Below are 15,911 nucleotides of genomic sequence, written 5' to 3' on the forward strand. Positions count from 1 at the left end.
GTATAAATTAACTAATCCAATTATAGCATATCAATTAATTCGCTTGGGGGTTATGGGTATGCCGACATTGATGATCCTGGACGACCACCCGCTCGTTCGGCAAGGCATTCGCGGGATCGTATCGACGGACGAGAGGATGAGCATCGTGGGGGAGGCATCCGGCACGCAGGAGGCGCTCGCCATTCTGGACCGGACGCGTCCGGACCTGGTGCTGGTCGATCTGAATCTGGGGGGCGTCAACGGACTCGACTTCATCCAGCAAGCCGGCGCCCTCGAGATCGATTGCAAGTATCTGATCCTGACGTCCTCGGCGACCACCGACGAGCTGCGCAGAGCCCAATCGCTCGGTGTCGGCGGCATCTGTCTGAAGGAAGCGCTGCCAGAGGATCTGCTGTATGCGGTCGACGTCGTATCGCGCGGGCGCAAGTACTACGATCCGGTCTTCATGGACGATCTGATGGATCAGACGCCTGCGACCACCGAGCCTGCCTTCTCCGAGCTGACGCCCAAGGAGCTTGAGGTGCTCGCCGCGCTCGCCAGAGGCTTCTCGAACAAGGATATCGCCCGAACGCTCTATATCACCGAATTCACGGTCAAAAAGCATGTCAGCCAAATCCTGAGCAAGCTCGGCCTGGCCGACCGCACGCAAGCGGCCCTGTACGCCGTATCCCGAGGACTCGTCTCCTTCGAGCTCTCCCCCGTCTGAGGCGGAGCCGGGCGCTTCGCGCGAGAGCCCACCAGGCCCGCAGGCCTGCCCGGCTCAATTCGACTACAGCTTCAGCGGCTTGCTGAGCTTGTGCAAGGGAAACAGCGATACGAGCGCATAGCCTTTGACGTCGCTCATATGGACAGGGCCCAGATCGGGGTCCCTGCTGTCGAGGCTGGCCCCCGGCTCGCGGTTGTCGCCCGCCACGAACAGCTCGTCCATCCCGATGACCTGCTCCGCCATATCCTCCGCTTTGCCATACGTATAGAGCTCGACCAGCGGCACGTCGTTTACATACGTAATTCCGTCCTTGATAGACACGCGGTCCCCTTCGACCGCAATCACGCGCTTCACGATGCTATAGCCGAGCCTGTCGTCGTCTACGATCACGATATCCCCGTACTTCGGCGTGCCGAAGAACAGAGACAGCTTGTTAATCAGCAAAATATTGCCGTTGTGCAGCGTCGGGTTCATGGAGTGGCCGGATACCTTCATAATGCCGGCTATATTGTGCAGCACGAGCATCGCCAGGCCCAGCACGAGCACAAAGCGAATCCAGCTCCATACGCCGCTTTTTTTCTGCGCCGCGCGCTTCGATCTGGGCGTTAATATGGCCGCTTCTTCAGTCATGCCCGGTGCACCGCCTTAATGGGATTGTCCGTATACCGCGTCCGCGACGGACGGCGCCTCAGGAGCCTCAATCGTATCGGCGGCATTTGCATCCGCCTCAGGGGCCTCAATCGTGTCTGCGGCATCTGCATCCGCCTCAGCAGTGTGAGGCGCTTCGGGAGTCTTGTAGCGCAGCGCAGGCGGCGCGTAGCTGGACGACAACGCGTTCATCGCTTCCATCGCGCTGTCCGCGATGATCTGCATTTTATCCGCGATCTGCCTGCGGTCCTGCTCGTCGTCGATATTCATGCCCGCGATCAGCGCGTCGGCATATTGCCGGATCGCTTGCCGGCGCAGCTCGATCTGCCCGTCGGTATAGCCCTCGAGTTCCTTCGCGGAGGCTGCCAGTCGCAGCTGCAATTCTTCCTTTAACCGGCTCTTCTGGACTTCGGTCTCGGACTGCACGGCTTGCCCCAGACGCGCGACGGACCGATCCGTCTGCTTGGCGAACCAGGCGCGGAGCGTGCCCCCGAGATCCGTATCCGCATAGACCAGGCCCGTCGTCGCCGAGACGGCGACCGTTAAAGAAACAATGACAGCTGCGACCTTGCCGCGCATCCGCGGCGCTCTCGTCTTTTCGTTTCTGCTTCTCACTCGTTTTTCTCCTTTCATGCCGGATGAACGCGCGATCGCAAGAACGGGAAGCCCTGAGACAGGGTCTTCCCGGTTGTCGATCGGCGATCTTAGCGCTTGTTGATGCCTTGTACGATGACGTCCAGCTCGCTCAGGCTGCTGCTCAGCAGCTGGTCGCCCTTCGTGTCGATCGCTTGCTTCGCATCCGTCACGCCTGCGTCCGTCAGCGACCGAAGCTCGGCTTCGAGTGCGGCGATCTTACTGTCCAGGTTGGCTTTGACTTCATCGGTAGCTGCGGATTTTTCAGCGGCCAGCAGATCGTTCAGCTTGGCTTTGGTGTTGGCGATTTGCGTGTTCAGCGCTTGGGCGGCTGCTGTCTTCGTATCCGTAGCGCCGGTCTCCAGGCGGTTCAGGTAGGTGTTCTTGTGGTTTTTGACCGCATCTGCAAGGATCTTCTTGTCGGCTGCGCCGATCACGTCGACACCTGCATTGGTGACAGCGTTCGTATCCGATACGAAGCTATCGTATTCGCCCGGCATGCTGCTCTCGATCGACGCTTGGGCGCCGGAGATTTGACCCGCATATTCCGTCGCTTGCGCGTTGATCGCTTGCTTGACGCTATTCGTCTTGGCGTTGCCCGCGTCGCGGATGTCCTGCTGGGCGCCGGACTTGATGCTGCCTACGGTAGCCGCGTGCGTCAGCGCTTTGCCGGCCGAATAATTCGCCAGATCTCCAGCGACAGCAGCCTTCACGACTATCGAAGCCGAGGAGTACCAGCCCTTCAGCTGTGCGCCTGCGTCCGTTGCCGCGAATGCGGTGCCCATCGATGCGACCATGCCTGCTACGACTACGCCTACCGCTACTTTGCTCTTGATTCTTTTCATTTTTATTCTCCTCTGCTTTGGTTTTTGGATTTTTTGTATGTGGTCTTGCTTAGTTCCCGTCTTCGGCCTTGTCCGCATCCCTCGTCAGCTCTTCAATGACGGATGCCGCGTACCGTTCCAGCTCCTCGCCCCGCTCCTCCGTCGCCTTCGCGACATACGGCTCGAACCGCTCCTGCCCGACTTGCCCGCCCAGCGCCTGCGCCGTCTCGTCGAGCTGGCGCGTATAGGCTGCGCTCGCGCCTTGCAGGTCCCGGCCGACATGGGCAAGCTCTTCGTCCGCCGCCTGCGACAGACGCTCCTCGGCATTCGCCGCCAGCTCGTCCGCCGTGTCCATCACGCGCCGCTCGGCCCGGTCGGTCTGCGCTGCGACGGTAACCGCCACGTCGCCTTTTAGCTGCTGCGATACGCTCTGGTACCATTGCCGCAGCCATTGGCCTTCGCCGGACTGTGCATGGATGCCGCCTGCCGCTAGCGATGCGGAGATGCCTACGGAAGCGATGATCCATTTCAAGCGATTCCGTTTCACGGGCGACCTCCTTTTTTTTGCGCGTATCAGGCTTGCTAGATTTATTGTATAAGCACTTCGGGACGGACACGTCACTCCGAAGAGTGATACGAACAGTGTCATCGGAGGGGGTGAATGGTAGACTTAAGTACCAGAAGCTGCAGGAGTCGCTGTACAGGGATCGCCGCCGCCCGGAGGAGGCGACGGGCGTCCAGTCCGACGGGCGTCCGGTCCGACGGGCGTCCAGCCCGACGGGCGTCCGGTCCGACGGGCGTCCAGTCCGACGGGCGTCCAGTCCGACGGGCGTCCAGTCCGGCATGCGTCCAGTCCGACGGGCGTCCAGTCCGGCAATGCGCCGATGCGGCCTGAGCGATCACCCGGTCGAGCGGCTGCGGTGCGGGCGTGCGGGTCGGCATGACGCCATGGACATGCATAAAAGCCTGCATATTTGCAGGCTTGGGACGCCGCTCCGATACGAAGATCCTGAAGCCTGCATCTATACAGGCTTTAGAGCCATCGGGGCGCTAATTTATGCTAAATCGCCGAAAAGGATGTACGGATGCAGCAATCCGCGCCAAAGCCGGAAGCTGCGGCAAAAAAGGATGTATAGATGCAGGCTTGTGCAGACACGGATCAGGGGGTGTCCCGGCGCGGACGCGTCAGCGGACAATCGGCGAACGAGGGTGCGCCGGGCACGAACACGGCGAGCTTGCGCATGAAGTAACACGATTCCGGAAAATGATGATCTAAAAACCGCAGCGTCGCTTTGGACAACAGCTCGGTGCCGATATACTGCGCGACCACCCGCTGCACGAACGCATAGAAGCCCTGGACCGTCTCCAGCACATCCGCCGCGAACCGGGTCTCGTACGGGAATCCGGGCGGTGTCGACCGCAGATAGTGCTGCATCGCGTGGTTTTTGACGATATGCGAGGAGAAGATCGCGGCGAACCTGTCCGCCTCCGCCCCAAGCGCACGCTCGACGGGATCGAGCAGCCCTTGCAGGAGAACGGCGTGGCCGAGCTGGTCCTCCAGCCACAGCTCAAGCAGCTGGTTGAGCGCCAGCGGCGGGGCCGGCAAGCCCCGGGTCCAGTAAGAGAGCTGCCGCAGGTACTCCCGATTCTCGCTGATCGTGCCGTTGAAGTAAGAGGGCGTCAGATTCAGATTCACCTGATTAAGCAGACGCAGATGCTGCATATGCTCCTCCAGCCTGCAATACGCCGCAGCGATCGGTTGGGCGTATGCCGCGAACGCCTGCATCCGCGCCGACTGGGCGGGCTCGTACGGCGGCAGCTCCCGCGCCTGCCGGACCGCCTCGGCGAACAGCGGGAAAAACCGCTCGGCCTCCTGCCACCAGCGCTTCTCCTCCGGCGACAGATAGTCCCGCAAAAAATGCGCGTGGTCCTCCAGCACCTCAAGCCAGAACAAATGCTCCTCGCCGATTGATACCCCTCCGTCTTGCATCATCGATGACCGCCTCCCGCCAGGAATTAATGCTCATCCTATGCGTATGTGCGGAGGCCGTCCGATAGACGGGCTAGCCGCTTCGTCCGCCGCGCCTGCCCAGCAAGCCCCGCGCCCAGGAGACGAGCGGGTAGAGAAAGAACAGACCTTCGGCGAACAGCGCGAACGTCGCCCAGCTGCCCTCGAAGTACTTCGCCAGCTCCACCGGATTGCGGGCCAGGACAACCGACAGCGCCACGACGAATGCGGCAACGGGAAAGGTGATCAGCCGGCTGTCGCCGACCGAGAGCGCCTGCGAGACGAACAGCGTCCCGATGGCGAACACGATGCTCAGCTTGATGAACAGGCCCGCGAACCAGATCGAGACGATAAGCGCGTCGAGGTTGTAGACGAAGTCGCCCAGATGGAGGAAGCCGCTAAGCTCGAGCGCGGGATACATGATCGCCCCGGAGAGCTTGGGCCCCAGGAACAGCATCATCAGCAAGAACTCGGAGAGCAGGATGTAGGTGCCGGCGATGGCGCCGATCCATACTGCCCTGCGCGCATGCCGGGCGGTACTGAACTGCGGCATGATATAAGCGAGCATGACCAGCTCTCCGTACCAGGGAATCAGGGCGTACGTCTGCTCCCACAGCGCCCCCGCATCGTGGATGCGGGTGAAGCCGTGCCACATCGGCGAATCGAGCGGCGTCGCGAACAGCAGCGGCTTGATCAAGAACAGCCCCCCGATGAAAATGAAGACGCCCTGGCAAAACCGGAATACGGCGGACACGCCCGAATGCGCCAGTGCTGCGGCCGCGGACATGACCAGGATGGATACCGCGACCGCGGGCGTCTCCCGCAAGTAGAGCGGCACGAAGAAATCGGTGAATTCGCGCAAAATAAAGGCGGATAAGTAAAGGAAGAAAAAGGCAGAGAAGAGCAGTATGAAGCGGTGCACCGCCTGTCCGACGATCGATCCGCCGTAGTCGCCGATATAACTGCCGGGCTGGCGCACCGCGAAGCGAAGCGCCCCGCCGACGATCGCCGTCCCGACGGCAGCCCCCAGCAGGATGCACCAGACGCCGTCGAAGGAAGCGTGCTCCGCCAGCGGTCCGATCAGGAACGCGATCGTCGTCGAGAAGACGAACACGAAGACGAGAGCGCCCAGCTGGGTTCCCGTGACCGTATGCTCTTGCCTCAAGCGGTGCGCCTCCCTTCATGATTCGAACGTGATCCAGCGCTGGAACGGGCCGAAGATGAATTCGATCGCCTTGTTGGGATTGACCCAGCCGGGCACATACATCGAGAGCGCCCCGTAGACAAAAACCCCGCCCGTCACGGCATACGCGACGATCCGCTCGCGGCGGCCCGCTGACTGACGCCTCATCAGATAAGTCTGATGACCTGCTATCGCAGCGAATGCCAGAATCAGCAATATCATTGGCGCAGTCCCCCCTTCGGCTGCGATTGCTTGGACGAGCGGCCGACACCCGTGCTCCGCAGCTCCACATGCGCATCGACGATCGTTTCCATCTGCGTGAACAGCTGAACCCGCGGGCCCGCCCGGACCTGACGCCAGAGCGACGGATACTTGTATCGCATGAACTCGCTCCACTGGAAGACGTCCGCCTGCACCGCCTCCGCCTTGTCGGCCGCGGATTGCCCTATGCGCGCGATCCGGGCGTTCAGCGCCTGCTCGATCGTCCGCATGCCGGCCAGCTTGCCGAGATCCGTATTCGACTGAATCGAGACGATGTCCGCCTTGCCGAAGATAGAGACGCGGACGACGACCTTGCTGCCGCGCCGGTAGGCGGTCGTCCGCGGTCTCAGGTCGACCAGCCTCACGCTGAACAGACCGCCGCCCTCGGGCAGCGCCGACGTGAGCGCCATCTCCGCCGTGCGCCCCTCCATGAAGGAGATGCCCATCGCCTCCTCCTCCGTGAACTTGCCGATTACCTTGTTGTCCCGCATGATTGCCGCGCCGCCGGCGCCCGACCACTCGACCAGCTTGTCCTCGGTCAGCAGCCGCAGCTCCCGCAGGGTCAGCTCCGGAATATAGGCGTCCCCCAGGTTGTTCCACTGCGCGTACAGCAAGTCGCGGATGCTGACCGGCGGCAGCCGCCTGGAGTGCGCCGACTCGCGCCACACCTCGGTCGGGAAGCGCTCGAAGATCGGCGTCAGCCTGGCCAGCTCCCGCGCGACGCCGTCGTAGTAGAACATATAGACGCGAAGCCGGAAGTCGGTCGCGCGGATCAGATAGTCGAAGATGGGCGCCAGACCCGCCCTGGCGTATCGGTCTCCGATGATGATGGCCCGCATCTGTCCCCAGGAGATATTCCGCGGCAAGTCCCGCTGGATACGCTGGAACGCCTCCGCAATGTCGCGCCCCTTGCCGGTCATCAGAACATACGGCTTCTGGCTACCGGGCGCCGCGTTCAGGCCGATGGAGATGCGATTGGGCAGGATGAACAGCGTCGACACCTCGGTCTCGCCCTGTTCGTTCAGATCGATGAGCAGCGTCGATACAAAAGTACGGTCGTTGAGCTCCTGCTTGGACCAGCAGCCCGTGAGGCCGGCCGCGAGCGAGACGGCGAGCGCCAGCTTCAGCGACCGTCGGAGCGCCGCCCGGAAGCCGGCGCCTCGCACGTGGGGCTGCGCGGGGCGCGATATCGCATCTCGGCCAGTATCCGCGCTTCTCCTGCGCATCGACAGTTTCCTCACGACCGCTTGCCCCCCAGCCACCGGGTCCAGGGGAATCGGCCCGCGGCATCTCTCATCTCCTTGGCCTTGAATGGAATGAACGGCGACAGATAAGGCGTACCGAACGAGTCCATCGACAACAGATGAATATAGATGAAGAATACGCCGATGAGCAGTCCCAGCAGCCCGAACACGGCGGAGATGAACAGCAGCACGAACCGCAGGAACCGAACCGTCAGCGTCATCGAGAAATGCGGCACAATAAAGGAGGAGATGCCCGTCAGCGCTACGATGATGACCATCGGCGCGCTGACGATGCCGGCCTGCACGGCGGCATCCCCGATGACGATCGCGCCGACGATCGAGATCGTCTGTCCGATCGTCGTCGGGATGCGCTGTCCCGCCTCGCGCATGACCTCGAACGTGACCTCCATGATGAGCGCTTCGAGGATGGCGGGGAACGGCACGATGTCACGGCTCGAAGCGATGGAGACGAGCAGATTGTACGGCAGCATCTCCGGGTGGAACGTCGTGATCGCTACATAGGCAGACGGCAGAATCAGACTCAGGCCAAAAAAGACGTAACGGAGAATGCGGACCCAGCTGCTGTAAAAGTAACGCTGGTAGTAGTCCTCGGCAGACTGCATGAACGACAGCAGCGTCGCAGGCGCGACCAGATTGCTCGGCGTGCCGTCCGTCAGCAGCGCGAAGCGTCCCTCGAACAGCGAAGATGCGATGACATCCGGCCGTTCCGTATTCAGCATTGTCGGAAAAGGAGACACGAGCCGGTCGTCCAGCACCTCCTCCAGAAAGGCGCTGCCCGCCACCCGGTCCGTGCGGATCGCCTGCAGCTTGCTGCGGACCGACTGCACCAGGCGCTCCTCGCAGCGCCCCTTCATATACAGCAGCAGTACGGTCGTGCGCGACTCGCTGCCGAGAACGTACTGCTCCACGGTGAGCTTGTCGCTCTTCATCCGCTGCCGAATCAGCGACAGGTTCGTCCATACGTCCTCGATGAACGACTCCTTCGGTCCCCGGATCGTTTTCTCGTTCTCGGATACGCTCACAGTCCGCTTGGCTTGCTGTTGGAAAGGGAACAGCACGCACACGGTCTGCCCTTCCATGCACAGGAGAACCTGCCCGTTCAGCAGCCCGTCCAGCGCCGCCTCGGGCGACCACGTCAGCGAATAAGCCGTCGGAAAAAAAGTGTGCCGCTCCGTAATGTCGCGCAAACGCTCGCCGCCGCCGCCCGGACCGGATGCCAGCAACGGCTTCAGGACATGGGCATGCAGCATCTCCAGGTCGACGGCGTCCATCAGGTAATAGATCGTGCAGGCGAAGCTGCCCGGATCGATCCGCTGGGAGACGATATCCGGGCGGCCGTGAAGGCGATCGTTCAGCCATTGCGTCAATTCCATGACGGCCTTCCTTTTTTGGTAGTAGCTTCCGTCACGGGCGCAGGTTTTATGCAAGTTTCTGGCAAAAAGATGCAGTGGCGACAAAAACAAAAAGTCCCCTCAACTGCCCAGGGGACTTTATCTTTAATTTAGATGGGCGTCCGGTCGTCGCGGACGCCGCCGGTCTTTATGCCTTTTTGAACTCGAGCCAGCCGATCTCGAGGCCCGGCTTGACGGCCTCCAGCTGCAGCTCGTACAGGCCGGCTGCGAGCTCGGCCTTGGCGAGCTTCTGCAGAATCGGCTGGCCGCCGGTTCCGTTGGTCTGGACGGTCGTGAGCGGCTTGCCGTTCAGCGTCAGGCGGCTGGCGCTCTGCGCGAGCTCCGACTCCGCGGATGCGATGCTCGCGAAGAGCCGGTATACGCCGGCCTGATCCGCCCGGATGAGCGTCGCGCCTGCGGCGGACGGCACGATCCGTGCGCCGTCTGCGAGCGGCTGGGCCGCCGCCTCCTGCGCAGGCGTCGGCGCGGCCAACGCCTCGAATGTCTCGTATGTCTCCAGTGTGGTCCGGCCGCGGGCGAACACCGGCGCACGGAGGATGAAGGCGAGGATGTTCATCGCCGACCGCTGCAGCTCGCCGCGGGTGAGCGTGCCGTCCGCCAGCGAGGCGATCGTATTGTCGCCGTACGCGTTGATCTCCGCACCATAGTTGCTCACAACCATGTACAGATCATTTTGCGCGCGCACCATCCAGTTCGTATATTTCCGATCCGGTGCGCCTCCGTGCGCGGCGTCGTTCATCACCGCCCACCAGTCGGTCATGACGATGCCCTCGAAGCCCCACTCGCCTCTGAGGATCGTCGTATTCAGATCGTAGTTGGACGCCGCCCAATGCCCGTTGACCGGATTGTAGGACGTCATGACCGAGTTGGCGCCGCCTTCGCGGACCGCGATCTCGAAGCCCTTGAGATAAATCTCGCGCAGCGCGCGCTCGGATACGACCGCGTCCACCTTGCTCCGGTGCTGCTCCTGATTGTTGCAGGCGAAGTGCTTGAGCGTGGCGTTGGAGCCGCCCTTCATGATGCCTCGCACACAGGCCGCCGCGAACGCGCCCGAGATGAGCGGGTCCTCCGAAAAGTATTCGAAATTGCGGCCGTTCAGCGGACTGCGCCGGATGTTGAGACCCGGGCCGAGCAGGGCGTCCACTTCGTTGCGGACGAGCTCGCGCCCTTCCATGACGTACAGCCGCTCGATCAGCTCCGTGTTCCAGGTCGCCGCCAGCAGCGTCCCGATCGGCACCTGCGTCGCCTGCTGCCCGCTGTCCATCCGGATGCCGGACGGGCCGTCCGACGTGCAGGCGACCGGGATGCCGTAGCCGAGCAGGCTGTCGCTCACGCCGCCGAAGGCCGAAGCCGTGCCCTCCGTGACGAGCGGGCTGCTCATGCCTTCGCCGCGTACGAGCGCGGCCAGGTCCTCGTCGCCGAGCTGCGCGACGAATGCCGACAGGCTGACGCGGCCCTCGTGGACGTCGCGCAGCTTGTAGCCGCGGTCGCCGGTCTGCGCGATCGTCCCGGGCAGGCGGGACTCGATGCGCTCGGCCAGCGACGTCTTGCGCTGCGGCGCCGCCTCGTAGACGAGCGCGTACGAGCCGTCCGCCCGCCGCTCGCCCGGCTTCATCCGCGTGAAGTCAGCCGTCGGCGCCATCGCCTCCTCCAGCTGCGCGACGACCCGGAGCTCGCCGACGACGTACCCCGCCTCGCCGGCAAGCGAGACGGCAGCCGCCTCTCTCACGCTCGTCCCCGCGAAGATGCGATACGTGCCCGCTTCGAGCACGTAAGCCGATGCGTGAGCGGTCGCCCCGGCGTCATCGTACGCCGCCATCGCGGCAACCGGGAAGCTCACGGTCAGACGCTGCGACTCGCCCGGCTGCAGCACACGCGTCTTGGCAAACGCCGCGAGCGCCCGAACAGGCCGCCCCAGCTTGCCCTGCGGCGCTTCGTAATAGACCTGGACAACCTCTTGGCCTGCATATGCGGACCCCGTATTCGTGACAACGACGTCCAAAGCGATCGTCTCGCCGTCTCCCGCTCCCGCCGACCGGGCTTCCTCCGCCGCAACCTCGAACGAGGTGTACGACAAGCCGTAGCCGAACGGGAACTGCACGCGATCCGGGCAGAACGTCTCGAAGTAACGGTAGCCAACATAGATATCTTCCTGGTACAAATTCGCGTGTTCATTGCCGTAATTGCGGGTCGACGGGTAATCGTCCAGCGCGTAGGCGATCGTATCGGTCAGCTTGCCGCTCGGCGTCACGTCACCGGCCAGCACGTCGGCAATCGCGTTGCCGCCCTCCATCCCGCCGTGCCAGGCGTAGATCACGCACGGAATCGGATGCGCGCAGGACGCGTCGTCAAGCCAGCTCATGTCGATGATGTTGGACACGTTCAGCACGACGATCGTCTGCTCGAAACGCGACGTGACCTGGCGCAGCATCGCCCGCTCGTCCTCCGTCAGCAAGTAGCTGCCCGGCTTGCCGGCATTGTCCTGGTCTTCGCCGGCCGTGCGTCCGATGACGACGATCGCCTTGTCCGACGCGTCCCGCGCAGCCGATACAAGCTCGTCCGTCAGCGGCATCTCCTGCTGATGCCAGGGCTCCGCCGCCCAGCCGCCCCCGCCGTTGTCGAACGGATGCTGCCCGATCCACCGCTCGTAGACGCCCGCCAGCGCCTCGTTGACGGCAATGCCGCGGTCCTTTTTGGCGCGCAGTCCATCCAGCAGATTGGTCGTATAAGCCACATGAACGCTGCCGCCCGAGCCCGTGCCGCTGCGGTAGTAGTTCACTTGGGTCCGGCCGAACACCGACACCCGGTCTCCGCCGCGCAGCGGCAGCGCTTGTCCCTCGTTCTTGAGCAGCACCGCACCCTCCGCGGCCACCGTCCTGCTGAATTCGGCGAAGCCCTCAAGCGGTACGCCGATCTTCGATTCGCTCATGCTCATTCCTCCCTCATATTCGTTCCTATTGCGATCATCATCTGGCGGATGCACATTTTTCGAAACGTTTCAATTTTTCTTTCAGCCCATGTGAACTGACATCGAACGCCAATCAATAGAAACGGACAGCCGCGTCCATTCCTTAAATCTATCGGAAACAGCCGCCGATATCAATGAAAAAAATCACGTTTGACGCTCGTCGGAAGCAGATTTATAATATGCATAGAAACGTTTCGATAAAGCGTTACCAGCGATTCTGTCAGAGAGAAGGTACTCCCCTATGACTCAGTTAAATACAGCCTCGGCCCGCGGCAAGCTCCCGCTGCGCGAATATCTGGAACGCATGACGCTCGAAGAGAAGATCGCTCAGCTCATCCAGCTCGCCGTCCCCTTCTTCGAGGGCGCGTCGGACGACGGCCAGATCACGGGCCCGATGGCCTCGCTCGGCATCGATGGACATACGGTACGCAACGCAGGCTCGGTGCTCGGACTGGCGGGCGCGCAGGAAACGATCAACGTTCAGCGCATGCATCTGGCGCACAACCGTCTCGGCATTCCGCTGCTGACGATGGCCGACATCGTGCACGGCTTCAAGACGATATTCCCCGTCCCGCTCGCGATCGGCTGCTCGTGGGACCTAGCGCTCGCGGAGCGAAGCGCGGAGATCGCGGCGCTGGAGGCGGCCGTCTCCGGCATTCACGTCACCTTCGCGCCGATGGTCGATCTCGTACGCGATCCGCGCTGGGGCCGGGTCATGGAATCGACGGGCGAAGATCCGTATCTGAACGCGCTGTTCGCGCGGGCGTTCGTCCGGGGCTTCCAAGGGGATGACCTGGCGGGCAATCCGGACCGCGTCGCCGCATGCGTCAAGCACTTCGCAGCCTACGGCGCGGCGGAGGCCGGGCGCGACTACAACACGGTCGACGTGTCGGAGCGGCAGCTGCGGGAGTTCTACCTCCCGGCGTACAAGGCGGCGCTCGACGAAGGCTGCGAGATGGTCATGACGTCCTTCAACACGGTCGACGGCATCCCCGCCACGGGCAACGTCCCGCTCATGCGCCGGCTGCTGCGGGAGGAATGGGGCTTCGACGGCGTGCTGATCTCGGACTGGGGCGCGGTCAAGGAGCTGATCGCCCACGGCGTCGCGGCGGACGAACGGGAGGCGGCCTTGAAGGCGATGAAGGCCGGGGTCGATATCGAGATGATGACCTCGTGCTATGCCAAGCATCTGTCCGGGCTGATCGCCGCCGGCGAAGTGGACGAAGCGCTGATCGACGAGGCCGTGCTGCGCATTCTGGAGCTGAAGGACAAGCTCGGACTGTTCGAAAAGCCGTACCGTGCCGCCGACCCGGAGCGCGAGCGGGAGGTCGTATTCTGCGATGCGCACCGCGCGGCTGCGCTGGAGCTGGCGCGCAGATCATGCGTGCTGCTGAAAAACGACGGGGTGCTGCCGCTCGCGGCTGCGCAGCGGATCGCGGTCATCGGCCCGTTCGCGCGCAGCGGCGATCTGCTCGGTCCGTGGTCGTGGACCGGGTCGCAGGATGCGGTCGTGCGGCTGTCCGAGGCGATCCGCGCCAAGGCGGCCGCGCCGGACGCCGTGACCGTCGCCGACGGCTGCGGCATCGAGGCGGCGCCGGCCGAGGCGCAGTGGGCTGCGGCGGCTGCGGCCGCGCAGAGCGCGGATGTCATCGTGCTGGCGCTCGGCGAGCACTCCGACATGAGCGGCGAGGCCGGCTGCCGCTCGGACATCCGGCTGCCGCAGGCGCAGCTCGAGCTCGTGCGCCGGATCAAGGCGCTCGTGCCCGGCAAGCCGGTCGTGGCCGTGCTGTTCAACGGACGGCCGCTCGACCTGCACGGCGTCATTGACGAGGCGGACGCCGTGCTGGAGGCATGGTTCCCCGGCTCCGAGGGCGGCGTCGCGGTCGCCGATCTGCTGTACGGCGACGCGAACCCGTCGGGCCGCCTGACGATGTCGTTCCCGTACAGCGTGGGCCAGGTGCCGGTGTACTACAACGCCTTCAACACCGGGCGGCCGCAGGGCGCGCCGGACGCGCAGGTTCGTTATGTCTCGCAATACCTGGACATCCCCAACGAGCCGCTGCTGCCGTTCGGCTTCGGCCTGAGCTATGCCGCGTTCGAGTATGGGGAAGCCGCACTGTCCGCAGACACGATGACGCCGGATGCGCCGCTGACGGTGACTGTCCGCGTGACCAACACGGGGTCCGTTGCGGGCATCGAGACTGTCCAGCTGTACGTGCGCGACGTCTCGGGCGAGGTCGTCCGGCCGGTGAAGGAGCTCAAGGCCTTCCGCCAGCTCGAGCTGCAGCCGGGCGAGAGCGCCGAGGTCGCATTCGAGCTGAATGAGCGCCAGCTGCGGTACTACCACTCGGACCTCTCGCATACGAGCGACGCGGGCGCATTCGTCGCCATGGTCGGTCCGAACAGCCGCGATGTGACACCGCTGCCATTTGCGCTCGTCAAGTAAATAAAGGAAAGCCCTCGGAATAGGCTCCCGAGGGCTTTCCTTTGATCATGTTCTGAGCTACGCTCGGAGAAGCACGATTCTGCCGCACAACGGCGCGCCAGAGTCACATTTTCGGCGGAGTTATGCGATTCTATCGCACAACGGCGCGCCAGAGTCACATTTTCGGCGGAGATGCACGATTGTACCGTACAACGGCGCGCCAAAGTCACATTTTCCGTGGAGATGCACGATTGTACCGTGCAACGGCGCTCTTAAGTCACATTTTCCGTGGAGATACACGATTGTACCGTGCAACGGCGCGCCAGAGTCACATTTTCCCTGGAGATGCACGATTGTACCGTGCAACGGCGCACCAGAGGCGCATTTTCCCTGGAGATACACGATTGTACCGTGCAACGGCGCGCCAAAGTCACATTTTCCGTGGAGATACACGATTCTGCCGCACAACGGCACGCCAGAGTCACATTTTCGGCGGAGTTATGCGATTCTGCCGCACAACGGCGCGCCAGAGTCACATTTTCGGCGGAGTTATGCGATTCTATCGCACAACGGCGCGCCCGGCAACGGACGCGTACGCCAGCGGGCACGTCCACGAGCCGCCGCCTCGCAGCACGCTACACGCAGCGAGGCGCGCCCGGCACCAGGCCGGACGCGCCTCTCGCTGTGCTGACGCTACTCCTTCACGGCGCCGATGACGATGCCTTTGACGAAGTAGCGCTGGAGGAACGGGTACACGAGCAGGATCGGCAGCGCGCCGATGAAGATCTGGGACGCCCGCAGCGTGCGCTGGGACAGGCCCACGATCGCAGCGGGATCGAACTTGGTCATGTCCGCCTGCACGATGATCGTCTGCATGAAGCTGGCGAGCGGCAGCTTGGCGGCGTCCTTCATGTAGATGAGGCCGTCGAAGTAGGCGTTCCAGTGGCCGACCATCGTGAACAGCGACACGGTGGCGAGCGACGGCAGGGAGATCGGCAGGAAGACGGACCAGAAGGTGCGCACATGGCCCGCGCCGTCGATGAAGGCGGCTTCCTCCAGCTCCTTGGGCACCGAGCGGAAGAAGTTCAGGAGCAGGATGATGTTGTAGACGGCGACCAGTCCCGGCAGAATAAGCGCGAACAGGTTGTTGATCAGATGCAGCTTCAGGATCAGAATATAGCTGGGGATGAGTCCGCCGGGGAACAGCATCGTGACGACGAAGTACCAGAGGTACGCATTGCGCGCGCGGAACACCCGGGTGTCCTTGGACAGCGCGTAGGCGGCGATGGCGTTGACGAGCATGCCGAGCGCGGTGCCGAGCACCGTCCGTTCGATGGAGATCCAGAGCGACTTGAGGAAGTTGGCGTTGCGGAACGTCTTCTCGTACGCGTCGAACGTCAGCCCCTTGGGCCAGAGCGTGACCAGCCCCGCGTTGGCCGCGGCGCTGGAGCTGAGGGACACCATCAGCAGGTGGAACATCGGCAGCAGACAGAGTATCGCGATCGCGAGCAGCACCGTATTGTTGAATGCGCTGAACACGCGGTAAGATAGCGTTTTATGATACACGAGGCTTCACCC

At 63.2% G+C, this 15,911-nt stretch carries 13 protein-coding genes; 2 read left to right on the forward strand and 11 right to left on the reverse strand.

Annotated elements, in window-relative coordinates; translation table 11 throughout:
• The first annotated feature begins 58 nt into the window (after nucleotides 1-58).
• Entirely contained in the window at nucleotides 59-706 is a 648-nt protein-coding gene (locus tag VQ071_RS13935; protein ID WP_340514641.1) for a response regulator transcription factor, read from the forward strand.
• A gap of 63 nt (nucleotides 707-769) precedes the next feature.
• Here VQ071_RS13935 and lepB read toward each other — a convergent pair whose 3' ends face one another.
• The 10 genes from lepB to VQ071_RS13985 form a co-directional block, all read right to left on the reverse strand.
• The gene (gene lepB / locus VQ071_RS13940; RefSeq protein WP_340514642.1) at nucleotides 770-1,336 is read right to left on the reverse strand and encodes a signal peptidase I; all 567 of its coding nucleotides are present in this window, start codon (nucleotides 1,334-1,336) and stop codon (nucleotides 770-772) included.
• Nucleotides 1,337-1,351: 15 nt separating this feature from the next.
• Nucleotides 1,352-1,969 (reverse strand): hypothetical protein, encoded by a 618-nt coding sequence (locus VQ071_RS13945; protein WP_340514643.1) that lies wholly within the window; start codon nucleotides 1,967-1,969, stop codon nucleotides 1,352-1,354.
• Nucleotides 1,970-2,058: 89 nt separating this feature from the next.
• Nucleotides 2,059-2,832, reverse strand: coding sequence for a hypothetical protein (locus tag VQ071_RS13950; protein WP_340514644.1), 774 nt, complete (start codon nucleotides 2,830-2,832; stop codon nucleotides 2,059-2,061).
• Nucleotides 2,833-2,881: 49 nt separating this feature from the next.
• Entirely contained in the window at nucleotides 2,882-3,358 is a 477-nt protein-coding gene (locus tag VQ071_RS13955) for a hypothetical protein (protein WP_340514646.1), read from the reverse strand.
• Between the two features lie 612 nt (nucleotides 3,359-3,970).
• Nucleotides 3,971-4,804, reverse strand: coding sequence for a DUF2935 domain-containing protein (locus VQ071_RS13960; RefSeq protein ID WP_340514647.1), 834 nt, complete (start codon nucleotides 4,802-4,804; stop codon nucleotides 3,971-3,973).
• A gap of 70 nt (nucleotides 4,805-4,874) precedes the next feature.
• The gene (locus VQ071_RS13965; protein ID WP_340514648.1) at nucleotides 4,875-5,984 is read right to left on the reverse strand and encodes a GerAB/ArcD/ProY family transporter; all 1,110 of its coding nucleotides are present in this window, start codon (nucleotides 5,982-5,984) and stop codon (nucleotides 4,875-4,877) included.
• Nucleotides 5,985-5,999: 15 nt separating this feature from the next.
• Entirely contained in the window at nucleotides 6,000-6,224 is a 225-nt protein-coding gene (locus tag VQ071_RS13970; RefSeq protein WP_340514650.1) for a hypothetical protein, read from the reverse strand.
• A complete protein-coding gene (locus tag VQ071_RS13975) occupies nucleotides 6,221-7,504 on the reverse strand; it encodes a Ger(x)C family spore germination protein (protein WP_340514651.1) in 1,284 nt (427 codons plus the stop codon). The genes VQ071_RS13970 and VQ071_RS13975 overlap by 4 nt, the downstream gene beginning before the upstream one ends.
• Nucleotides 7,501-8,901, reverse strand: coding sequence for a spore germination protein (locus VQ071_RS13980; RefSeq protein ID WP_340514652.1), 1,401 nt, complete (start codon nucleotides 8,899-8,901; stop codon nucleotides 7,501-7,503). Before VQ071_RS13980 ends, VQ071_RS13975 begins: the two co-directional genes overlap by 4 nt.
• 166 nt (nucleotides 8,902-9,067) lie before the next feature.
• Entirely contained in the window at nucleotides 9,068-11,869 is a 2,802-nt protein-coding gene (locus VQ071_RS13985) for a glycoside hydrolase family 3 protein (protein ID WP_340514654.1), read from the reverse strand.
• A gap of 280 nt (nucleotides 11,870-12,149) precedes the next feature.
• Here VQ071_RS13985 and VQ071_RS13990 point away from each other — a divergent pair, with 280 nt between their 5' ends.
• The gene (locus tag VQ071_RS13990; RefSeq protein WP_340514655.1) at nucleotides 12,150-14,354 is read left to right on the forward strand and encodes a glycoside hydrolase family 3 N-terminal domain-containing protein; all 2,205 of its coding nucleotides are present in this window, start codon (nucleotides 12,150-12,152) and stop codon (nucleotides 14,352-14,354) included.
• A 672-nt stretch (nucleotides 14,355-15,026) separates the two neighbouring features.
• Here the strand turns inward: VQ071_RS13990 and VQ071_RS13995 are convergent.
• On the reverse strand, nucleotides 15,027-15,899 hold the full coding sequence (locus VQ071_RS13995) for a carbohydrate ABC transporter permease (RefSeq protein WP_340514656.1): 873 nt from the start codon (nucleotides 15,897-15,899) through the stop codon (nucleotides 15,027-15,029).
• Nucleotides 15,900-15,911: the final 12 nt, after the last annotated feature.

It is taken from the genome of Cohnella sp. 56 (genome assembly GCF_037963805.1).
Classification (GTDB): domain Bacteria; phylum Bacillota; class Bacilli; order Paenibacillales; family Paenibacillaceae; genus Cohnella.